The organism is Mesorhizobium sp. IMUNJ 23033 (assembly GCF_044778005.1).
Classification (GTDB): Bacteria; Pseudomonadota; Alphaproteobacteria; order Rhizobiales; family Rhizobiaceae; genus Mesorhizobium; species Mesorhizobium amorphae_A.
Genome location: NZ_JBJACT010000029.1, coordinates 77,222 through 96,182 on the forward strand (window position 1 = coordinate 77,222; position 18,961 = coordinate 96,182).

At 63.5% G+C, this 18,961-nt stretch carries 24 protein-coding genes and 1 riboswitch; of the genes, 15 read left to right on the forward strand and 9 right to left on the reverse strand.

Features of this window, described 5'->3' with window-relative positions; all coding sequences use genetic code 11:
* The first annotated feature begins 290 nt into the window (after positions 1 to 290).
* Positions 291 to 1,358, forward strand: a complete 1,068-nt coding sequence (locus tag ACFX5Q_RS26555) for a glycosyltransferase family 2 protein (RefSeq protein ID WP_404282775.1) — start codon at positions 291 to 293, stop codon at positions 1,356 to 1,358.
* Between the two features lie 188 nt (positions 1,359 to 1,546).
* Here the strand turns inward: ACFX5Q_RS26555 and ACFX5Q_RS26560 are convergent, their stop codons facing one another.
* Positions 1,547 to 1,990 carry an SRPBCC family protein gene (locus ACFX5Q_RS26560; RefSeq protein ID WP_404282776.1) on the reverse strand — a complete coding sequence of 148 codons (444 nt, stop codon included), beginning with the start codon at positions 1,988 to 1,990 and terminating at the stop codon, positions 1,547 to 1,549.
* Positions 1,991 to 2,089: 99 nt separating this feature from the next.
* On the reverse strand, positions 2,090 to 3,337 hold the full coding sequence (gene dinB, locus ACFX5Q_RS26565) for a DNA polymerase IV (RefSeq protein ID WP_404282777.1): 1,248 nt from the start codon (positions 3,335 to 3,337) through the stop codon (positions 2,090 to 2,092).
* 286 nt (positions 3,338 to 3,623) lie between these two features.
* On the opposite strand from dinB, the gene ACFX5Q_RS26570 reads away from it, so the two are divergent.
* From ACFX5Q_RS26570 to ACFX5Q_RS26580, 3 genes are all read left to right on the forward strand, one after another.
* Positions 3,624 to 3,860, forward strand: a complete 237-nt coding sequence (locus ACFX5Q_RS26570) for a hypothetical protein (protein ID WP_404282778.1) — start codon at positions 3,624 to 3,626, stop codon at positions 3,858 to 3,860.
* Positions 3,861 to 4,247: 387 nt separating this feature from the next.
* On the forward strand, positions 4,248 to 5,150 hold the full coding sequence (locus tag ACFX5Q_RS26575) for a hypothetical protein (RefSeq protein WP_404282779.1): 903 nt from the start codon (positions 4,248 to 4,250) through the stop codon (positions 5,148 to 5,150).
* Positions 5,151 to 5,388: 238 nt separating this feature from the next.
* A complete protein-coding gene (locus ACFX5Q_RS26580; protein ID WP_192181495.1) occupies positions 5,389 to 5,799 on the forward strand; it encodes a hypothetical protein in 411 nt (136 codons plus the stop codon).
* 155 nt (positions 5,800 to 5,954) lie between these two features.
* Here the strand turns inward: ACFX5Q_RS26580 and ACFX5Q_RS26585 are convergent, their stop codons facing one another.
* Positions 5,955 to 6,227, reverse strand: coding sequence for an exopolysaccharide production repressor protein (locus ACFX5Q_RS26585; RefSeq protein WP_404282780.1), 273 nt, complete (start codon positions 6,225 to 6,227; stop codon positions 5,955 to 5,957).
* Positions 6,228 to 6,669: 442 nt separating this feature from the next.
* A complete protein-coding gene (locus ACFX5Q_RS26590; protein ID WP_404282781.1) occupies positions 6,670 to 7,578 on the reverse strand; it encodes a diguanylate cyclase domain-containing protein in 909 nt (302 codons plus the stop codon).
* Positions 7,579 to 7,608: 30 nt separating this feature from the next.
* Here ACFX5Q_RS26590 and ACFX5Q_RS26595 point away from each other — a divergent pair, with 30 nt between their 5' ends.
* Positions 7,609 to 7,731: a hypothetical protein gene (locus ACFX5Q_RS26595; protein ID WP_404282782.1), complete on the forward strand. Its 123-nt coding sequence runs from the start codon at positions 7,609 to 7,611 to the stop codon at positions 7,729 to 7,731.
* Positions 7,732 to 8,277: 546 nt separating this feature from the next.
* Here ACFX5Q_RS26595 and ACFX5Q_RS26600 read toward each other — a convergent pair.
* Positions 8,278 to 9,030: a DUF1236 domain-containing protein gene (locus ACFX5Q_RS26600; RefSeq protein ID WP_404282783.1), complete on the reverse strand. Its 753-nt coding sequence runs from the start codon at positions 9,028 to 9,030 to the stop codon at positions 8,278 to 8,280.
* Between the two features lie 225 nt (positions 9,031 to 9,255).
* On the opposite strand from ACFX5Q_RS26600, the gene ACFX5Q_RS26605 reads away from it, so the two are divergent.
* Both ACFX5Q_RS26605 and ACFX5Q_RS26610 read left to right on the forward strand, forming a co-directional pair.
* A complete protein-coding gene (locus ACFX5Q_RS26605; protein ID WP_404282784.1) occupies positions 9,256 to 9,555 on the forward strand; it encodes a DUF1236 domain-containing protein in 300 nt (99 codons plus the stop codon).
* Positions 9,556 to 9,759: 204 nt separating this feature from the next.
* Entirely contained in the window at positions 9,760 to 9,981 is a 222-nt protein-coding gene (locus ACFX5Q_RS26610; protein WP_404282786.1) for a hypothetical protein, read from the forward strand.
* A gap of 105 nt (positions 9,982 to 10,086) precedes the next feature.
* Here ACFX5Q_RS26610 and ACFX5Q_RS26615 read toward each other — a convergent pair whose 3' ends face one another.
* Positions 10,087 to 11,073: a glycosyltransferase family 2 protein gene (locus tag ACFX5Q_RS26615; RefSeq protein ID WP_404282788.1), complete on the reverse strand. Its 987-nt coding sequence runs from the start codon at positions 11,071 to 11,073 to the stop codon at positions 10,087 to 10,089.
* Between the two features lie 167 nt (positions 11,074 to 11,240).
* Between ACFX5Q_RS26615 and ACFX5Q_RS26620 the strand changes: the two genes are divergently transcribed.
* The gene (locus ACFX5Q_RS26620; protein ID WP_404282790.1) at positions 11,241 to 11,552 is read left to right on the forward strand and encodes a hypothetical protein; all 312 of its coding nucleotides are present in this window, start codon (positions 11,241 to 11,243) and stop codon (positions 11,550 to 11,552) included.
* 14 nt (positions 11,553 to 11,566) lie between these two features.
* Here the strand turns inward: ACFX5Q_RS26620 and ACFX5Q_RS26625 are convergent, their stop codons facing one another.
* Positions 11,567 to 11,890 (reverse strand): DUF982 domain-containing protein, encoded by a 324-nt coding sequence (locus tag ACFX5Q_RS26625; RefSeq protein WP_404282792.1) that lies wholly within the window; start codon positions 11,888 to 11,890, stop codon positions 11,567 to 11,569.
* A gap of 320 nt (positions 11,891 to 12,210) precedes the next feature.
* On the opposite strand from ACFX5Q_RS26625, the gene ACFX5Q_RS26630 reads away from it, so the two are divergent.
* From ACFX5Q_RS26630 to ACFX5Q_RS26640, 3 genes are all read left to right on the forward strand, one after another.
* On the forward strand, positions 12,211 to 12,534 hold the full coding sequence (locus tag ACFX5Q_RS26630) for a DUF1236 domain-containing protein (RefSeq protein ID WP_404282793.1): 324 nt from the start codon (positions 12,211 to 12,213) through the stop codon (positions 12,532 to 12,534).
* Positions 12,535 to 12,604: 70 nt separating this feature from the next.
* On the forward strand, positions 12,605 to 12,820 hold the full coding sequence (locus ACFX5Q_RS26635; RefSeq protein ID WP_404282795.1) for a hypothetical protein: 216 nt from the start codon (positions 12,605 to 12,607) through the stop codon (positions 12,818 to 12,820).
* A 112-nt stretch (positions 12,821 to 12,932) separates the two neighbouring features.
* Positions 12,933 to 13,172 carry a DUF2934 domain-containing protein gene (locus ACFX5Q_RS26640; protein ID WP_404282797.1) on the forward strand — a complete coding sequence of 80 codons (240 nt, stop codon included), beginning with the start codon at positions 12,933 to 12,935 and terminating at the stop codon, positions 13,170 to 13,172.
* 562 nt (positions 13,173 to 13,734) lie between these two features.
* On the opposite strand, the gene ACFX5Q_RS26645 is transcribed toward ACFX5Q_RS26640, so the two are convergent.
* The gene (locus tag ACFX5Q_RS26645; RefSeq protein WP_404282799.1) at positions 13,735 to 14,085 is read right to left on the reverse strand and encodes a hypothetical protein; all 351 of its coding nucleotides are present in this window, start codon (positions 14,083 to 14,085) and stop codon (positions 13,735 to 13,737) included.
* A gap of 111 nt (positions 14,086 to 14,196) precedes the next feature.
* A complete protein-coding gene (locus ACFX5Q_RS26650; protein ID WP_404282800.1) occupies positions 14,197 to 15,282 on the reverse strand; it encodes a GSU2403 family nucleotidyltransferase fold protein in 1,086 nt (361 codons plus the stop codon).
* Positions 15,283 to 15,516: 234 nt separating this feature from the next.
* Positions 15,517 to 15,630: riboswitch (TPP riboswitch) on the forward strand.
* On the opposite strand from ACFX5Q_RS26650, the gene ACFX5Q_RS26655 reads away from it, so the two are divergent.
* From ACFX5Q_RS26655 to ACFX5Q_RS26670, 4 genes are all read left to right on the forward strand, one after another.
* Complete coding sequence (locus tag ACFX5Q_RS26655) at positions 15,621 to 16,229, forward strand: YkoF family thiamine/hydroxymethylpyrimidine-binding protein (protein ID WP_404282801.1); 609 nt, start codon at positions 15,621 to 15,623, stop codon at positions 16,227 to 16,229. It overlaps the preceding riboswitch by 10 nt.
* Before the next feature lie 117 nt (positions 16,230 to 16,346).
* On the forward strand, positions 16,347 to 17,117 hold the full coding sequence (locus ACFX5Q_RS26660; protein ID WP_404282831.1) for an ABC transporter permease: 771 nt from the start codon (positions 16,347 to 16,349) through the stop codon (positions 17,115 to 17,117).
* Positions 17,114 to 17,878, forward strand: a complete 765-nt coding sequence (locus tag ACFX5Q_RS26665) for an ABC transporter ATP-binding protein (RefSeq protein WP_404282803.1) — start codon at positions 17,114 to 17,116, stop codon at positions 17,876 to 17,878. Before ACFX5Q_RS26660 ends, ACFX5Q_RS26665 begins: the two co-directional genes overlap by 4 nt.
* A 19-nt stretch (positions 17,879 to 17,897) precedes the next feature.
* Entirely contained in the window at positions 17,898 to 18,905 is a 1,008-nt protein-coding gene (locus ACFX5Q_RS26670) for an ABC transporter substrate-binding protein (RefSeq protein ID WP_404282804.1), read from the forward strand.
* Positions 18,906 to 18,961 lie beyond the last annotated feature (56 nt).

An 18,961-nucleotide genomic window follows, 5' to 3' on the forward strand; every position in this document is an offset into this window, starting at 1 on the left:
CGGCCGCTTCGACACCAAATTGACGAAGCGCCGCTCCGTCGGTCCAGCCGCGGCATCATCCGCGACTGGGAACTCCAGCACCTTGCCGCCGCCGGTTCGATCCCGGCACCGCGTGGATACACGAAGGCAAAAAGCGGCCGCTCAGCTGATGTCGCAACGGAAGACCCAACTCGTCTTCCCGGGGAAGGCGTGCTTTTTCTCTGAAGGAAGCGCAGGCTTTTCCTGGGTGACCCGCGGGACTTAGGGGGCGGGTTCCGCTGAAACCAAAGCAAGATGCGAGGTCAAACGCGATGCATCCCGTTCCGAGCCGGATTCCGGTTTCCATCATCATTCCGAACTACAATTACGCGCGCTTCCTGAAACGCGCCGTCGACAGCGCGCTCGGCCAGGACCACGCGGACGTCGAGGTCATCGTCGTCGACGATCGGTCGAGCGACGGCTCGGCGGCGATCATAAAGTCTTATGGCGACAGGATCCGCGCTTGTCTCAGGCCGAAGAACGGTGGGCATGCCGCCGCCTTCAACACCGGCTTTGCGGCAAGCTCGGGCAAGATCGTGCTGTTTCTCGACGCCGACGACTATCTCTATCCGGACGCCATCTCCAGGATCGTCGACACTTGGGATTCGGCAACCGCCCAGGTCCAATCGAGGCTCCACATCGTCGACGAACGGCAGCGCATCAAGGATGTCTTCCCGCCGCCGGCACTGCCGTTCGATGACGGCGATGTCATGCCGAAGCTCCTGCACAAGGGGCGCTACCAGACGACGGTGACAAGCGGGCTGGCCTTCGACCGCACGACGCTGGAAACCATCATGCCGATCCCCGAAGCGGATTTCCGCCAGGGCGCCGATGGCTATCTTGCGACGCTGGCGCCGCTTTATGGTCATGTTCAGTCGATCGACGAGTGCATCGGCGCCTACCGCATCCACGGCGCCAACCATTCCGTCTTCGGCGAAAAGCTCGCCGAGCGGGCGCGCTGGCGGGTGACGCACGATTTCCACCGCCTGGAGGCGCTTTCCGACCAGGTCTCCAGTGTCGGCCTGACCGTGGAGCCGTCGAAAACCTTCCTGCACGATCCCGTTCACCTCGAAGAACGGCTGGCCTCACTCTGCGCCGACAGGCGTCGGCACCCGGTGGTCAATGATTCCAGGCTGGTCCTGGGTGCGGCCGGCGCCGTCGCCAGCCTCCAATTGACGGCGTCGCTCAGGCGGCGAGCCGTCCTTGCCGCCTGGTTTCTGTCCGTCGGCATGCTACCGCGCAAAATGGCGACGGCGGTGCTGTCATGGAAGCTCGACGCCTCATCGAGGCCGGCCTTCCTGGCCCGATTTTCCAAATCCATCCGCCAGGCGATGGGGTGAGGCGTGGTCCGCGAAGCGGACGCAAAGCCAATTGCTTGGCTTTGCGAACAACGAACGCCCGGAGCGACAGCGAAGGGCCGGTCCGGCAGACGCGATCCTTCGCGCCCCCTCTGTCCTACCGGACATCTCCCCCTCGAGGGGGGGGAGATTGGCAGTCTCGGGCCGCATGGATCTTTCGCCATCAACCTCTATTGATTGATCTCGGGTTCGACGAGCCTTGCCAGGTTTCGCAGCGACTCCTGCCAGCCGAGATAACAGGCCTCGGCCGGAATCGCGTCCGGTATGCCTGCCTGCGTGATATCCAACTCCGTGCCGACCGAGACTTTCTTCAATGTCACCGTCACCTGTATCTCGCCGGGCAGGTTGGGATCATCGAACGTGTCCGTGTAGCGGAGGCGTTCACCCGAAACGAGCTCGACATAATCGCCGCCAAATGAGTGGCTGTTGCCCGTCGTGAAGTTTCGGAAGGACATTTTGAACGTACCGCCGACCTTTGCTTCCAGATGATGGACCGTGCAGGTGAAACCGTTGGGCGGGAGCCATTTCGCCAGCGCGTCCGCCTCGATGAAAGCGCGATAAACCTTCTCCGGGCTGGTTGTCAGAACGCGGTGCAAGCGTACGGTGCTGGGCATATCGTTTCTCCTGATGATTGCCGGTCTATGTTCCAAGGACGAACGGGTCTTGACTGGTCCGACACCCGTGCCGAACATTTTTAAACCGCGACCGCCGCTTCACAGTTCCTTCTCGGCCAGCTCGCGGAACTCGTCCGGCACCAAACGCGCCGCCTCCAGCGCCACGGCGCCATAGCCGACCGCCTGCTTGCCGAAGCGCTGCCGGATCTTGTCGACGGCGCGGTCGGCGCCAAAGCGCGCTAGGCCCCTTTTGCTGCCCGGCCGGCGCTTCTCGTCGGCAAGTCCGAGCGGTAGCTCCAGCTGCAGTTCCGCACTTTCCTCGAGATGCGAGACCGAGATCGCCAGCAGCGAAATCACCTTCTCGCAGGGATGGGCGGCGAGCACGCCACGCACCAGTTCCTCGGCGGTCTCGGCCAGCATCGCCGTCGCTGATATAGCTTGGTCAAGCGTGATCGAGCAGCTCACCGCGCGCAGGTCGGCGAAGCGCACGCGCACCGTCACCGTGCGGCCGGGGCGGTCCTTGGCCCTCAGTCGGCTCGCCACCCGGTCGGCCAGATGCAGCAAGGTTGGCACGAACACATCTGCCACGGCAGGCTTGCGGCCCAGTGCCGACTGCGCGCCCGCCGAATGCGCGCGCCGATGCGTCTCGAGCCGGCGCGGGTCGCGATTCCAGGCCAGCGCGGCAAGCTTCTGCCCGGCGGCCGGCCCGATCAGCCGTTCCAGCGCCCCACTGTGGGTCTTGGCCAGCTGGCCGATGGTCTCGACGCCGATTTCCGCCAGCCGCGCCTTGGTCGCCGGGCCGACGCCCCACATCAGCGAGACCGGCAAATCGTGCAGGAAGGCGAGCTCGCCTGCGGGATCGACGACCACCAGCCCGTCGGGCTTGGCCACCTGCGAAGCGATCTTGGCCAGGTGCTTGGTGCGCGCCACGCCGATCGAGATCGGCAGGCCGAGCTCGGCCCGCACGCGGCGCCGTACAATGGCGGCGATCACGGCCGGCGGCCCGAACAGATGCGTGCAGCCGGCAACGTCGGCGAAGGCCTCGTCGATGGAGATGCGCTCGACCAACGGCGTGAAATCGTCGAGCACTTTTATGGCGGCGTCGCCGAGTCGCTGGTAGTCCCCGAAATGGCCGCCGACGAAGATCAGCTGCGGACAGAGTTCGCGGGCCTTGCGTCCGGGCATGCCGCCGCGCACGCCGAACGCTCGAGCCTCATAGGATGCGGCCAGCACCACGCCGCCTCCGACGGCGATGGGTTTGCCGCGCAGCGATGGATCGAGCAACTGCTCGACCGAGGCATAGAAGGCGTCGAGGTCGGCATGCAGGATGGTGGCGCTGGTTTCCATCCCGTTCCACCCTACGGCATTGCAGCATTAGCCATGCCTGTTTTAAGGAATTTTTTGCCGAACAAAAAGAGAACAAATAGGGTCTCTTGTCAAGCTGCCTCTAAGCCGTCGGCGAGGGCAGGGGAAATGTCTTGCGATGAAGGGCGGATTCAAGTCGGAATCTCGTTTTTTTTGCCCACCGTCAGTGGGCAGCGCACCATCGACGAAGGTCCATGATCCGCCCCGGAACATTGTCGCGCGCCACGGCGTTGATTGGCTCGAAGGGACTGTTTTGCGGAGACCTGAGATGGACCGCTTCGAAATCATCGATCTCGTTTGTGTCGTCGATGCCTGCACCACCGACCGTGCCGCCGGGCGGCTCGTATCGATGGCGAGGGCCGTGGAAGAATTGCGCGTGCTGACCGGGGATTTCGTCTCGGCGGATGAGACCGTCGCCAATGCGCTGTCGGCGGTGGCGCTTGGGCGCGGTTGCGCGGTGCTGTTCGACGAGCAGCCGGGCGCCGACATTTTGCGGGCGCCATAGTGCATCGCCAGGAGGTGGCACCGCTCATTTGGCTGCCGTTCAGGCGGTCGGAGCGCCCTCGCTTGTCATCGACTTCCGCTGCTTGAGCGCCTTCTCAATCGACGACGCGGCGACCGTTTTCGTACCGCTGGACGCCCGTTTGGGACCATGGTCTGACCCGTATGGGCCTTCTGCGGTCCAAATGGCGCAAGCCGGTTGTCAGTTTTCATATAGTTTAAGAATTTCAAATGGTTATGGCAGTTTCTCGATTCGGATTGTTCGCTGGCGGGCTGCTTCGCTCTCGCATTGAAACCACATTTATCTAAAGTTTACCGACGGCATTAGGGATTTCTCATATTGCGCTCATTAGCGGTTGGGTGAGGTGGCGATTCTCGGAGGAAAATACTCATGACATCCCGAAAGACTCTCTTTGCCGCGCTTGCGGCATTCGCGCTTCTGGCGTCTCCCGCACTGGCCGCTGCCGGCGGCAATGGTGGTGGGAATGGCGGTGGCCACGGCAATGGCGGCGGCAACGGGAATGGCGGCGGCAACTCCGGCAAAAGCGGTTCGCAGGGCAATTCCGGCAAGAGCACGCACGGCAAGTCAGGCAAGAGCACGCACGGCAAGTCAGGCAAGAGCACGAACGGCAAGTCAGCATCGGCTAAGTCGACAAAGTCGGGCAAGAAGGCCACGACGGAAGTCTCCGTGGATGAGGTGGACGTCGCCGCCGCTCCCAAGGAGAAGAACATCCACGCCAAGCTCGGCCGGCTGAACTCGCTGCAGCGCAACATCAACGCCTACATGAACTCCAAGAGCAAGAAATTCGCCGCTGTTCAGGCTTTTGTGATGGCATCCGCGAACGCCAAGCTCGCCGAGGCCACGGCTGAAGAGGCGGCCGCCGCGGCAGCCGAAGCTCAGGCGAAGCTGGACGACCTGAACGCGCAGCTCGTTGAGGCGAATGCACAGACGCCCGCAACGCCCGAGGAGCAGGCGGCCCTGGACGCACAGATCGCGGATCTGGAAGCGCAGATCGCGGATCAGGAGACCGCGGTCACGGATGCCGAGGCGGCGGCTGCCGCGGCCCAGGCGGAGGCTGACGAAGCCGCTGTCGGCACCGACGACGCATCGCTCGACGCGGCACTCGCCGATATGGCCAACAAGCCGGTCGACGCCGAGGTCACCGAATGGGCCAAGGGCGTGCTCGCGGACAAGGTCGACCAGGTAGCCGCCAAGCTAGAAGCGGAGAACGCGGACGACGCGGCTGCCGATTCGACCGTCGACGAGCCGACCGAGACCGAGACGGCGGAATAGTTTGGCTGAACGGCAATGCCGCCGGGGTTCGCCCCGGCGGCATTTTTTCGCCTGCCGCTGCCCAAGTTTGGAATCGGTTCTGCAGCGATCCATCGCCTCCCCTGTCCGCCGGCGTCAGGAAGCCACCACAACGCTGCGCAAAACCCGTTGCTAACCCCAAGTACGGCATGGAAAATCTCGGTTCCCAGGTGTAACCTTCGCAATGTCGGGGTTTAAAAGGGATTGGGGAGAAAACAACATGCCTAGGGTTTCGGAACTTTTCTTCAAAACGGCCATCGTTTTTCTCATCGTGGGCATCGCCATCGGCCTGCATATGGCGATCTCGCAAGATCACGCCGCCTTTCCGGCGCATGCCCATATCAACCTTCTGGGCTGGGTAACCTCCGCGATATTCGGCGGCTACTATGCGCTCAATCCGGCCAAGGCCGCGCGCCGCATCGCGATGATCCACTTCGGCCTCTATACGCTCGGCCTGGTGGTGATGCTGCCGGCGCTTTACCTGATGCTGGCGAAGGGCAACACGGCGATCGAGCCGGTCGTTGCCACCGGCTCCATGATCGTTGCCGCTGCCGTTCTCGTCTTCGGCTTCGTCGTCTTCTCGTCCGAACCGGTGCCCACCGCCTCCGGCCTGAAGTCGGCGCCTCGCTGACCGGAGTCATGCAGCGCTGCCGGGTGGGCTGCTATGCCACGGCGTAGCGGGTCCCCTGGCGCACCTGCCCGGCTGAAAGTTTTGCGCCGGCGTCTGGGCCGGACGCCGGCTCGCGCTGGTGCGACAAGTCTTGGATAAAGGCGCCGCGCCGCCTGTTAAAAAAGCCGCGACAGCAAGGTGTGGATGATGCCGTCGCGTTCGAACGGCCCGGGCACTTTGGCCGGGAGCGATTTGTCGGCCTTGGCCGCCGATGAGGTGCGGCCATAGATGAGCAAAAGCACAGCGATGAAGTAGCCCGCCTGCAGCACCAGGGCGGCGACAAATGTCCAGCCCAGCGATTGCCAAAACGACCCGGTAGCCGCGTAAATCCAGCCAAGGATTACGAGAAGCGTTGCTGACATTCCCACAAGAAATTGCGGAAAATACATTTGCCCAATCGAACGTCCCGGACCGATTGAAACCCGGGAAGCCCGCCCATGTCTCTACCCAATTCGAGCGTTGCACCTTTCATGTGCGGTCGCAAGTTGGCACTGTGCCGCGCTCTCGGAGGGCTTTCGGCCCACGGCATGCGACCTACGTCTTAGGACTTAGGGCCATACGCCTTTCGCTGCAAGTGCGGCGTTGGAGCATCGCGCGCGCTTTGCTGGAATCGGTTTTGCCGCGGGCGAAATCAGCGCAAGGTCGCCGGCTCTGGCTCCGCTGTTGGCTCGGATGCGCGAAAGTTCGCGAGCCCCAGGCGTTTCGGCGGCGGTAGCACTTCTCATCATCTGATCGCGATCAAGGCGGCACTCGATGACGAGCGCCGGCCGAGGCAGCTATAGGAACTCCGCCGGCGCTCGGCGCAAGGGTTGGGTGCTTTGCCTGCGCGAATCATATTAGCGTTTGCGAATATTTTGACCTATCCATCCAAAGGAGGATGTGTGGTTCCCCAAAGAAGCTGAATTGTCCGCGCCCGCCCGACTTGCTGCGGTAGAGCGCGGTATCGGCTTTCTGCAGCAGTTCGTCGCTGCCCAGCGCATCGCCAGGCGCCAGCGCGATGCCGATGCTGACGCCGACGACGACCGGGCTGTCGGCGACCGCGAAGGGCGACTGGAAACGCTCGACGATGCGCCGGGCAAGCGCCGACACATCCGTCTGTCCGGTAATCCCGGTCTGGATGATGGCGACTTCGTCGCCGCCGAGCCGCGCGACCGTATCGTTGTCGCGCACCGCGGCGCGCAGCCGGCCGGCCACGTCGATCAGCAATCTGTCGCCGGCCTTGTGGCCGAAATTGTCGTTGACCGGTTTGAAATTGTCGAGGTCGAGGTAGTGCACGGCCATCAGGGCGCCGCGCCTGGCAAGGGCAAGCGCGCCGTGCAACCGGTCGGAAAACAGCATGCGGTTGGGCAGGTCGGTCAGCGCGTCATGATGCGCCATATGCGCGATCGTGGCCTGGTTGCGGCGCTGTTCGGTGACGTCGAAATAGGTGGTGACGAAGCCGCCGCCCTCGATCGGCATGCCGCGCACCTCGACGATGGTTCCGTTCGGCCGGGTGCGTTCGTAGACATGCGCCTCGCGCTGCCTGACGAGGGCGAGGCGGCGCGCGACATGCATCTCGATATCGCCCGGTCCGTACTCGCCACGCTCGGCATTGAAGCGAAACAGCGTCTCCATCGAGGGGTAGCCATTGGCAAAAAGCTCATCGGGATAGTCGAGCAAGGCGCGTTGCCGCTGATTGCAGACGACCATGTTGAGATCCTGGTCGAACAGCGAAACGCCGCCGGGGAAATTGTCGATCACGGCCTCCAGCAGCCGGATACGCTCGCGCGAATGCTCGATCAGCTGGCCATCCGCCCGATCGCTTCGGCCAGGCCCGGCAGGCCGGCCCCTGACGGCTCGGCCACCTCGAACGCATTCGCCAGGATACGTGACACCTTCGGCATCGGCCGCTGACCCCCTCAGCAATTTTCCGGAATATGCGGCGACGCTAATATGGAACGATTGCCATCGGATTAACGGCCTGGCCCGCGCCTGGTTTTGCGGAGGCAGGTTGGTCGCCTCATCGGGCGCGGCCATGGCCTTTGGGTCTTTTGGTCGATGCCATTGGGGACCTTTGGCCAAGGACTTCTGAATTCAGGAACCAAGCACAGGCGGGACCGTTCCCCACCCACATCGATCAGGAGGAGCTTATGGAACGCAGCGTCCACGAGGCGCGCTTGCGCCTGTCTTCGCGCTCGGCGTCGTCTTTGTCACTGCCGGAATCCTGTTCAGCTAGGGCAAGGTGATGCTCAAACAAAAAAGATAGTGGCCGGGAACAATCGCCAGCGACCCGCCGAGAACGTCCCTTCATCGGCGGAAGGCCGACCCCGCCGCCTTTTTCCGTAAGGGCGGCGGGGTTTCGGTTTGGGAGGTCCATAACCTTCGAAGGACCGGCGTCAGACGCACGAAAAGGCCCGCCGTGCCGAATGCGCGGCGGGCCTGTTCGTGGTGTTCGCCGGATCAGGTCAGGATCAGCACGATCTTGTAGCTGTCCGGATCGACGATGACGATGCGGCCGTCGGCAAGCACGAAATACATGTAGGTTTCGTAAGCGGGGACGATCTTGACGATGCGCGCCGGCAAGCGGTGCAGCCGCACCTTCTGCCGTGGCACCTCGATGCCTACCGAAATGTCGAAGTCGACACGCGCCACCGGTGCGACGTTCGTCTCGCGAATGATCTGCGTGACCTCGGTCTTCTGCTCGACGGTCACATTGCTGATAGACGCGGTCGAGCCCTGGTCGGTCTGGGTCGAAGCCTTGCCCTGCACCTGTTCGTCGGTCTGGACCTTGGCCTTGCCCTCAGCCTGCTGGTCGGTCGTGGCGCCAGCCTTGCCCTCGGCCTGCTCTTCAGTTGTGGCGCCGGCCTTGCCTTGAGCCTGCTCATCGGTCTTCAGCTTGGGCTTGCCCTGAGCCTGCTCTTCAGTCGTGGCGCCGGCCTTGCCTTGTGCCTCGTCGGTCTTCAGCTTGGCCTTGCCTTGAGCCTGCTCTTCTGTGCTGGCGCCGGCCTTGCCCTGCGCCTGCTCATCGGTCTTCATCTTGGCCTTGCCCTGGGCTTGCTCGCCGGCCTTGCCGCCCTGCTGGCAGTCCGCTGCGCCGGCTTCGCAATTGGCGCCACCGCTTGGCTGGACCTCGGCGGGCGTCTGCGTCTGGGCTATGGCGGCGCCACATCCGACGCCGAGTGCGAGCATGCTTGTGATCAGAAGATGTTTCATCAAAAGTCTCCTCGAAAGTGTCGTCCCTTCGTTGGGTTAACTTCGACTCGTGGCCTTTGTTCCGGGCTGATCTGCCCCTGCCGGCAAAGCGGAACTGTCGCGTCGAGGAGCCGAAAAATGGGAGGAACAAGCCCCATGCGATGGCGTTTACGACTGAGGCGACCCGGTCGCGAATGGCTTCAGGCCGCGTGGCGCAAGTGGCCGCTGCAACGAAAGGAGACGATCATGAGACTGCATCTTGCAACCGCCGCCGCCGGCCTTCTGTTGTTCGCTGGAGTGGGCGCCGCTGCTGCCCAGGACGTCATCATTCAGCCTGAGCAGGAAACCGTGATTCGGGAATATGTGCAGAAGAAACCACTGGCATCCATCAAGATTCCCGGCGTGGAGCTCAATGTCGGTACCGCACTTCCCGACACGGTCGAACTCCATGAAGTCCCCAATGTCAAATACCGCTATGTCGTCGTCGACAATCAGACCGTGCTTGTCGATCCCGGCACACGCAAGATCGTGAAGATCATTCAGTAACCCGCATCGCACGGCTCACCGCTTGCCGGAGCGGTGGGCCGGTCCGCCCCGTATTATCTCGTGACTAGTATGAGCAGGTACAAGCAGGAACCTTCCTCGGAATCACGCGTTGCCGCGTCTGACTTCGTGCTGCCTTATTGATAGGCAGCATGGGCCAGCGAAGCGGCGAGGCGGCGAAATGGGCTGGGGAGGAGGCAAGGTATTATGTCGAAGCGTGAAATCGGAACGTCCCCCGCATTGGGGATGCGGGTCGCTGACCTCAGGGCCAGGATGCGCAGCGCAAGCATCACCGAGCATGAGATGAGAACCTTCCAGAAGGTCGCGGCCATCATGGGTGATGGCGAAGGCTCCTTACGCATCGATGCCGACGACCTGATTGCGGCGTCCTTCGTTGCCCAAGGGGCGGGCGATCACTCCCTGAATTGACAATCCGCCGGCCGGAACCGGTCGAATCAAAAAAAATCGCGCATACGGTCTGTCGAGTATCAGCGCAGGTAAGGGCGCTGATACTCGACGTCCGCACGCGTGCCGTCAGCTGTGGCCAACAAAGGCCGGGACGCGCTCGACGTCGTCCTTCACCAGACCAGCCGCCAGGCTGATCTGGCCGACGAACACCAGTGCGTTGAAGACAAGCCCGACGATCACGGCCAAGGGTATCTGCCACGCCGGCATGCCGGTGCGCGGGGCCTGGAGCGCGATTCGCAGGCTGGCGCGCCAGGATGCCGAAGCCCAGCGGCGCATGGCCTTGAAAACGCGCCGTGGCCGCGAGGCGGATTTCAGCGCGGCATATTTGCGGTCCGCGTCGCGGCCGGTGACCAGCGCGCGCCACAACAGGAAGCGCCAGCCGCGCGGCGGATAGTGGCTGGCCAGCGCCTCGGCCTTGACCAGGTCGTGGCCTTCCGCTCGCAGTTGCCGGTCGAGCAGCGTGCACGACACCTTGAAGCCGTTGTTGTTCGGAAATGGATGGCTGGCGAGCCAGCTTCGCTGGATGGCGCAATTGTTGGCGTTCATGGCGCGCTTGGCGGCAAAGCGCCGATCATGGTCGCGAAGCGGAAAGATCCATAGCAGCGCGAATGTCCGCGAGGCAAAGTCGTCATGCTCGAGATAGGTGTGGCCGTTCACGGCGACGGTCCGCGGGTCCTGGAACGGCTTCAGCAGGGCCGGCAGCCAGCCTGACTGGGCGACGGTGTCGGAATCGCAGAGCACGACGATGTCGCCCGTCGCCTGGGCGATCCCCTCGTTCTTCAGCTCGTAATAGCGCCCGCCGGGCAAGGCGCAGAAGCCGAGCGTCACGTCCCGCGCAAGCTCCGGCGCCGCGTCTTCGATCTGGCGGCGCAACAGCGGTGTGTCGCCGGCCTCTCCGGCATGAACGAAAATCACCTGTCTGGCGACGTATCCCAGGCGTGCCGCGGCCCTGACCTCGCGCGAAAGCGCGGCGAGGCCGGCGCCGACCTCGTCCCAGTCGATCGTGCCAGCATTTTCCATTTCGACAATGATCGAATAGCTTTCGCGTTGCATGAACTGGCCCGCTTGCATTTCCCTCGGCGCGTGCACCCATAGCTGACTGCGCCGGATTTTGCAGCCCCTTGCCGAGCCGTCGCAATGTTCGCTTTGCCGCGGTTGGAACCAATCGCCGCCGACATCCTTTCCCGAAGGACAAGCCTTGCAGGAAAGGAGTTGGAACCATGAAACCACTCTTGCCATGCGCTTTGTTGCTGGCGCTCGCCGGACCGGCGGCCGCGCAGACCGACGACCAGATGAACGCCCCGACGCCGGGCGGACCGTGCCAGGCCGAGCCGCAAGGTCAGAACGACGGCCAGAAGCCGTCGACGACCAGTGGCGGCAATGGCGGCCTGACCGGCAAGCTCGAACCTTGCGGCGGCGTGCTGCAGCCGCCGCCCACCGGCGACCAGGGCATGGCCCAGCCGGCGCCGAATGAGGGCAGGACGCCTGTGATCAGGCCCGACGAGGTGCCGGCGCAGCCGCCGAAGCAATAGCAACGGGCCCCAAGTCACGGCACGGGGCGATTCCGCTCAGCTCGGCTGCGCACGCTTCTCGTCTTGGCTTGCCGCAGCGCGGTGACGGGATCGACGCCTGTCCACACTATGCCTGCTGCTTCGGCAAAGCCCATGAAGGCCCGCCGCGCCTGGTCGGCCGTGAGATGTCCGGCGCGCGCCGCCTCGCAGGCCCTGATGGCGGTGGCGTAGACCGGACCGCGCCGCGCCGCCGGCCATTCCTTCAGAAAATTCTGCATCTCGGCCAGCGAAGCGATTTCGCGCTTGAAGCCGGCACCGACGGCAATTGTCAGCGGAGCACGGAAAGGCATGTCGTTCATGTGGAGAACCTCCTGATGGACCGGCCCTTCAATGCAAATTGGGCCGGTCCGGTTCCCAGCGGGATCCGGCGAGGCGCAAGGTGGCTTTGCCAATGGCCGGGACCGACAAACGATCGCCTGGGATGCGGCCATCGCGTCGTCTCTCGCACGCAAAGGCGAGGGCAGAGAGCCGCAAAACCATAGATCAATTAGTCCCGACTTACGGAACAACAGCGTTGTGGCGGCGTTTGCCTTCAGAGCTCGCCACTTATCGACCTGTGGATGTTTCCGTTAAGGCGGAGGCGAGGGCGAAGCTCGCCAACACGAAACAGGAGAGAACGATGAGAACCCTGATTCCTTCCGCCGCCGCGCTGCTTCTTTTTGCAGGCGTCGGTGTCGCTGCCGCTGAGGATGTGATTGTTACAACCCAGCCGCAGGCCGTCGTGGTCACGCCCGAACAAAGGACGGACATCCGCGAATATGTGCACAAGCACCCACTGGCTTCGATCAGCCTTCTCGGCGTCGAGCTTAACGTCGGCTCTATCCTGCCCGACACTGTAGAGCTTCGGGAAGTTCCCGACACTCAATACAGATACACGGTCGTGGGCGATCACACCGTGCTGGTCGACCCCGGCACGCGCAGGGTCGTCGAAGTCATTGAGTGATGCATGATACCTGTCCCGCCGTCTTCGGGAGGAGACGGCGGGCAACGGGTTTGTTCAAAGGAGCATTCCCATGTTGCCGCATGTCGAGACCCCCAATTCCACCAATGTCGCGGCCTGTTGCGACAAGCTGCTGGCCGAGCGAAGCACCAGCTTGCTGTCGATGAAGGAGGCGATCGATGAGCTGCGCCGGCGCACCGGCACAGAGCGCTCCGACGCCGATCTCGCCGGGCTGATTACCAAGAAGGCGGCATTGCTGGGTGTCGCGGTCCTGTCCAACGACCACTAAAGGAAATCGCGGCGTCGAGCGTGTCTACGCCCCAAGACGCCGGTCGAAATATCCGCTAATGTTTTGCCGGGATTTGGACCCATCCGATTTGGACCCAACCACGGAGGCGACAGTGACGGACGACAGGCAGGAACGCATTCGCCAGCGGGCGCACGAAATCTGGGAACAGGCCGGGCGGCCCGAGGGCTCGGACATGCAACATTGGGACCAGGCGACAGCCGAGATCGACGGAGCGGCGAAGCCGAAAACCAAGGCTGCGCCGAAGAAGGCTGCGGCCGCCAAGTCAGCCAAACCGGCAGCCGCCAAGGCCAAGGCACCCGCCAAGGCCGCCAAGCCAAAAGCCAAGGGCTGAGCGCCGGCCACGAAATCTCTCTTCAATGACCCATGGGAAATGGATGCGGCGCGGCAGCGCCGTCTCCGGTAGAGATTGGCTGCGTTCATGGAACCTGCATTGTCGCCCCGTCACGCCGAGATTGCAGCTTAAGGAAATTAGAATAGTCTAATTAGTTTCGTGACAGCCAGCGCGCGTTAGTTAAATACACCCAGTAAAAGTCAGGTTGCTACTCCGATCGCGCCGTAGAGCAGGGCCATGCGCCGCCGCCATTCCCCGCGCGGCGACGGCCCGACCGGCGGGAACCTTTAGGCGTCGCTAATGTTGTGCTTCCAGCACCAATTTTGGGCGAAGGAGCACGTCATGAATAATATCATTTGGCTGGTCGGGGCCGTTGTAATCGTCATCGCGATCCTGAGTTTTCTCGGTCTGAGATAGGCTTGGCTCCCCAACGGGCTCCGGCCCGGCCGCGCCGGCCGATTGCGGCTGATCACTCCCGCTTCAGCGGCAAACGAACCCACTGGCCCCGCGGCCAGTGGGTTTGCATTCCCGGCCAGACCGACAGCTTTCCGCCGCTCGGCCCTCACGCATCCCAGGCATCGCTGGAGAGCGCAAAGCGGATGCCGGCCGCCGTCATGGCGAGTTCGCATTCGGTGATTGCCCGCAGGTTGCGCAGATAGCGCGCCACGGTCTGCGGCAGCCAGCCGGCACAGGCATCGACATAGGCGCGGCTGTGGACCAGCGTGCCGGTCGACAGCCGCTCCTCTTTTTCGGCGATGACTTTCAGATACTGGCGGATGAAGCGGATGTCCTCCGCGATATCCTGGCTGGCCATGCGCCAGGCGCCGGCGAGGCGCTGCCTCTGGTCGGTCGTTGCGGGAGAAAAGAGCGGGCGGGAGAGATCGGCGAAGGCGGCGTGATTTGCGGTGTTCAAGGATATCCCCTCAAAGAGAAGATATCGTACTTTACGTACGAATACTGGTCAAGTGCAATTCGTACAATATGAACGAAAGAGATGGATAGAAACCATCGGAATGCCGGCGCCTCAGGCGAGCCGCATTGGAAATCCTTCGAGCTGCGCGCCAATATCGGCAAGCGCCCTCCCGAGGATCTGGCCGACCATATCATGCCTGTCCGGATCGAGCAGGTGCAGGCCTTTCCGGAGCGCGTCGCGCCAGCTGTCGCCCCTGTTCCATGCTTCCGCGAACACGAAGGCGAGGTCATCCTGCCGGCGTGTGGCGTCAAGCGCCTTGACCAGCTGGCTCGCCTGATGGAGGTCCTTTTCCCGCTTCGCTGCGGCGCTTTGCCGGCGTGAAGCGACGATCAGCTTGTGGACGGCGTAGCGCTCGGGCGAGGGCACCAGCACGGGCACGCCCGAGCGGTGCAGGAGCACCGTTCTGACGGGGTCGCGGATGAGAAAATCCAGGAACCGCAAAGGCTGCGCGGAGACGCCTCCCAGCGACGGCATCGGGCTTGCGTGATCCGCATGGTCGTCGCTGCCCCGGTTCGGAGTGAGGAATTCGACCTTGTAGCGGGAAGCGTTCTCGAACTGTGTGGTCCGTCCGGCGTCTGTTCGGTGTGGAACCTGACGAAATGTCGGATCGATTGCCTTGAGCACCTCAATGACCGGCGGCAGACTGTCGTCCACTTCGGCCGAGACGGAATGAAATTGAGCGAAGTCTACGTCGCCTGTCTGCAGCGAGGCACCAGGCAGCCGCACGCCAAGATGCCCGGCATAGGTCTGGAAGGCGACCGTTCCGACCAAAACGGCGCGCAGGCGAAAGAGTCCGGCCTTCTCCAGGGCTTCGACCACTTCGCCGGTGAATGTGTCAGGCGCGGTCAAGCCGGCGTCGCGCACGAGGCTGGAAACCAGCTTGCGGCGGCTCTTGAGGTCGCTCTTGATCTCCTTGAAGGCGGCGACCCGTTTTGCGATCTCGGGGTCTTCGGCCGGGCCGACGTATCGCCTTGTCTTCGTCGGGCGGGTTTCCTCGAAGTACCAGTAGTCGCGGCCCTTTACCGGAACGCGGACGAAGTTGCCCGCCGTCGAGAAATAGGTCTCGAACGAGGCATCCAGGCTACGCTGCACGAGTTCGGCGTACATCGTGCGATAGGCGAGATCGATCGTTTTCATGGCTAGCACTCCGATCATGCGCCTTCCGTTATAAGAATTTGTCAGTTTTCTTATAACTGCGCGCTATCCAGCTGAATTTCAAGGATGTTATAAGAAAATGGTGAAAATCTTATAACGCGGAGCGTTGAAACCGATCTCCCCCAAGCGGGAGACTGTCAAAACCTGGCCCAACACACATTCGCGTCACGCCTCGACAAACCCTCTTCCCCAATTCGCCGAACAGTGCTTTAACCCCGGCATCCACAGGGGTGCTCCGTACGGTCGGGGCTGAGACGGGGGCGGCAAGCCCACAGACCCTAAAAGCTGATCTGGGTAATACCAGCGGAGCGAGGCGGGCTATGTTTTCTGGCGCACAGATTTCCCTCTATCCCATGGCCGATGATTTCGTCGGCGTCATCCTTGGCGCGCTTGGCGCGCTCGATCCGTATCGCGATCGGCTGAGGATCGAGACCGACGACATCTCGACCTTGCTGGTCGGGCCGCCCGAAGTGCTGTTCCCGGCGATGCGCGACTTGTTCGTCGCGGCTTCCGCCAGCGGCAAGCACTGCGTGCTGTCAGCGGCGATCTCGCGCGGCTGCCCGGGCGAGCCCGACGATCCGATCTGCCGCTCCGACGAGGTCGGCGGCCCCGTCATTCCGCTCGACGAGCGCAAGGTTGCCGCCATCCGCGCCGTGCAGGCCACCGCCGTGACCGGTCAGGCGACGGCGGCGCAATTCTCGCTCTATGTGATGGGCACTGGCGACCACATGGACGAGATCTATGGCTGCATCGACTTCCTCAAACAGTCCGGCGTCTACGAGCGCTCCAAGCATTTCTGCACCAAATTGCGCGGCGATGCCGGTGCCATCTTCGCCACGCTGAACGAAGCCTTCTGCCGCTTCGGGCCGGGCGCCGGCCACGTAACCCTCGACGTCACCGTGTCGGCCAACAGCCCGTCCGCTGTCTGAGCCATAGCGCTCGCCGCCGTCGAGGATATTTCCGTGGCTGTTCCGTCCGTCCCGTTGTCTGGAGGAGATACCTCTGGCCCTTCCCCACGAGGGGGGAGATCAGCTGTCTCGTCGGCCATCGCCAGGGCTGCACCGGCTGCCGTCTCGGTCGGGCTGCTGTTCGCTGCGTGGGAGCTCTATGCCCGCTATGGCGGCGTTAGGCCGACGGTGTTGCCGGCGCCCTCGCGCGTCTTAGGACAGGCGTGGGAGAATCGCGAGGCGCTGATGGACAATGCCATCCCGACCATCCGCGCCACTCTTGCCGGCTTTGCCTGCTCGCTCTCCGCCGCCTTCCTTTTCTCGGCGCTGGTCGACTTCTGGCCGTCATTGCGCCGCGCGCTGTTTCCGCTGCTGATCGCCAGCCAGACCTTGCCGCTGGTGGCGATCGCGCCGCTGGTCGTGCTGTGGTTCGGCTTCGGCCTGCTGCCGAAAATCCTGCTCGTGGCACTCGTCACCTTCTTTCCGATGATGGTGGCGTTGGTCGAGGGTTTTGAGGCGACCGAGAAGGAGATCGGCCAGATGCTCCGCGCCATGGGGGCAGGGCGCTGGCGTGTCTTCTGGCTGGCGCGGCTGCCCTCGGCGCTGCCCTATTTCTTCGCCGGCTTGAGGATATCGATCACCTATGCCGTGGTCGGCGCGATCTTCGCCGAATATGCGGGCGCGGCGAAGGGGCTGGGCATCTACATGCTCAACGCCAAGAACAATTTCCGCCCCGACCTGGTGCTCGCGGCGGTCGGCGTCAGTGCGGCGCTGACGCTGGTGCTGTTCGGCCTGACGGTGCTCGTCCAGCGCCTTGTCATGCCCTGGGAGCGAGCGGCAGGAGAACGCGGCGGCGAGGGGCGGCAATGACCCGGCTGGAGCTGCGCCAGGTGCGAAAATGCTTTGGTCCGCTCGAGGTACTGGCCGGCATTTCGCTCAATGTCGCGGCAGGCGAATTCGTCTCCATCCTCGGTCCGTCCGGCGCCGGCAAGTCGACGCTGTTCCAGCTGCTGACCGGCGCGGAGAAAGGCGAGGGCGAGATGCTGTTCGACGGCGCGCCGCTCGACGACCATGGCAGCCGCTTCGCCTTCATGCCGCAGCGCGACGCGCTGATGCCATGGCGCCGCATCCTCGACAATGCGACGCTGGGGCTGGAGGTGCAGGGAGTGCCGCGCCGGGCGGCGCGCGAGCGAGTCACGCCGCTCTTTGCCGAGTTCGGCCTTGCCGGCTTCGAGCGCGCCTGGCCGGCCGAGCTTTCCGGCGGCATGCGCCAGCGCGCGGCCTTGCTGCGCACCGTGGTGCAGCAGCGCGACATGCTGTTGCTCGACGAACCGTTCGGCGCGCTCGATGCGCTGACCCGCGCGGCCATGCAGCGCTGGCTGGAAGCCATGTGGCGGCGCCACCACTGGACGGCGCTGCTGATCACCCACGACGTGCGCGAAGCCGTGCTTTTGTCCGACCGCATCTACGTGTTTTCCGCGCGCCCGGCCCGCATCGTCAGCGAGATCGCAGTGCCGTTGCCGCGCCCGCGCACCGCCGACGCCAGCGCAGCGCGCGAGGCGGCCGTGCTCGAGGCCGGCATTCTCGACACGCTGCTCGGCGCCACCGATCCGCAACCCTCAGCCCAATGACCGTCCCAAGGAGATGACCATGACTGAACTCACCCGCCGCCAGGCACTGCTGCTGACGCTCGCTGCCGGTCTGCCATTCCCCGCCCGGACTTTCGCCGCTGGACAGAAGGTCACCGTCGCGCTCGACTGGACCGTCAACACCAACCACATCGGTTTGTTTATCGCCCGCGACAAAGGCTTTTACGCGGAAGCCGGCCTCGAAGTCGAAATCCTGCCCTACAGCGACACCGGCGCGGGCACGCTGGTCGCCAACCGCGTCGCCGATTTCGGTATCAACGGAACCATCAGCCTGTTCACCCAGAAGACCGCCGGCGCCGACCTCAGGGCCGTCTATGCCGTGGTGCAAACCGAGACCGGCCGCGTCGTGTTCAACGCCGACCGTAGCGCGATCAAGAGCCCGAAGGATCTCGACGGCCTGACCTATGGCGGCTTCGGCAGTGCCTGGGAGAACGCACTGATCTCGACCATCATCCGCCATGATGGCGGCAAGGGCAATTTTGAGACGGTGACATTAGGCACCTCGGCCTATGAGGCGCTGGCCAACGGCGCCGTCGATTTCACGCTCGAGGTCTCGACCTGGGAAGGCGTCGAGGCCGAACTGAAAGGCATCAGGCAGCGCAGCTTCCGCTACGCCGATTATGGCGTGCCCGACGAGCACACCACCTTCATCGCCTCCAGCGACGCCTTTCTTCAGGCCAATCCGAAAGCGGCCGTCGCCTTCGTTCAGGCGACTCGGCGCGGCTACGAGTTCGCCGTCGACCACGCGCAAGAGGCGGGCGACCTGCTGATCGCGGCCAACAAGGACGCGCTCACCAATCCGGCCCTGATCCACGCCTCGCTGAAGGCGCTGAACGACGGACATTTCCTGAGGAGCGAAGCCGGCGCCATCGGCACCATCGACAAGGCCAAGGTGGACGCGATGGGGGAGTATCTCTTCACCGCCGGCATATTGCGCGACAGTGATGGCAAGGCGCTGGAGAAGCGCCCGGATTTCGCCGGGTATTTCAGCAATGAATATTTGGGGTAGGACGAGTTTCTGATCTTCCCACTCGAGGGGAGGGGGACATGTCGCCAGGCGACAGA

Bases quoted from the DNA above. Each gene is read 5' to 3' on its own strand.
- ACFX5Q_RS26555 (WP_404282775.1), top strand. From the start codon at position 291: ATGCATCCCGTTCCGAGCCGGATTCCGGTTTCCATCATCATTCCGAAC.
- ACFX5Q_RS26560 (WP_404282776.1), bottom strand. From the start codon at position 1,990: ATGCCCAGCACCGTACGCTTGCACCGCGTTCTGACAACCAGCCCGGAG.
- dinB (WP_404282777.1), bottom strand. From the start codon at position 3,337: ATGGAAACCAGCGCCACCATCCTGCATGCCGACCTCGACGCCTTCTAT.
- ACFX5Q_RS26570 (WP_404282778.1), top strand. From the start codon at position 3,624: ATGGACCGCTTCGAAATCATCGATCTCGTTTGTGTCGTCGATGCCTGC.
- ACFX5Q_RS26575 (WP_404282779.1), top strand. From the start codon at position 4,248: ATGACATCCCGAAAGACTCTCTTTGCCGCGCTTGCGGCATTCGCGCTT.
- ACFX5Q_RS26580 (WP_192181495.1), top strand. From the start codon at position 5,389: ATGCCTAGGGTTTCGGAACTTTTCTTCAAAACGGCCATCGTTTTTCTC.
- ACFX5Q_RS26585 (WP_404282780.1), bottom strand. From the start codon at position 6,227: ATGTATTTTCCGCAATTTCTTGTGGGAATGTCAGCAACGCTTCTCGTA.
- ACFX5Q_RS26595 (WP_404282782.1), top strand. From the start codon at position 7,609: ATGCTCGATCAGCTGGCCATCCGCCCGATCGCTTCGGCCAGGCCCGGC.
- ACFX5Q_RS26600 (WP_404282783.1), bottom strand. From the start codon at position 9,030: ATGAAACATCTTCTGATCACAAGCATGCTCGCACTCGGCGTCGGATGT.
- ACFX5Q_RS26605 (WP_404282784.1), top strand. From the start codon at position 9,256: ATGAGACTGCATCTTGCAACCGCCGCCGCCGGCCTTCTGTTGTTCGCT.
- ACFX5Q_RS26610 (WP_404282786.1), top strand. From the start codon at position 9,760: ATGTCGAAGCGTGAAATCGGAACGTCCCCCGCATTGGGGATGCGGGTC.
- ACFX5Q_RS26615 (WP_404282788.1), bottom strand. From the start codon at position 11,073: ATGCAACGCGAAAGCTATTCGATCATTGTCGAAATGGAAAATGCTGGC.
- ACFX5Q_RS26620 (WP_404282790.1), top strand. From the start codon at position 11,241: ATGAAACCACTCTTGCCATGCGCTTTGTTGCTGGCGCTCGCCGGACCG.
- ACFX5Q_RS26625 (WP_404282792.1), bottom strand. From the start codon at position 11,890: ATGAACGACATGCCTTTCCGTGCTCCGCTGACAATTGCCGTCGGTGCC.
- ACFX5Q_RS26630 (WP_404282793.1), top strand. From the start codon at position 12,211: ATGAGAACCCTGATTCCTTCCGCCGCCGCGCTGCTTCTTTTTGCAGGC.
- ACFX5Q_RS26635 (WP_404282795.1), top strand. From the start codon at position 12,605: ATGTTGCCGCATGTCGAGACCCCCAATTCCACCAATGTCGCGGCCTGT.
- ACFX5Q_RS26650 (WP_404282800.1), bottom strand. From the start codon at position 15,282: ATGAAAACGATCGATCTCGCCTATCGCACGATGTACGCCGAACTCGTG.
- ACFX5Q_RS26655 (WP_404282801.1), top strand. From the start codon at position 15,621: ATGTTTTCTGGCGCACAGATTTCCCTCTATCCCATGGCCGATGATTTC.
- ACFX5Q_RS26665 (WP_404282803.1), top strand. From the start codon at position 17,114: ATGACCCGGCTGGAGCTGCGCCAGGTGCGAAAATGCTTTGGTCCGCTC.
- ACFX5Q_RS26670 (WP_404282804.1), top strand. From the start codon at position 17,898: ATGACTGAACTCACCCGCCGCCAGGCACTGCTGCTGACGCTCGCTGCC.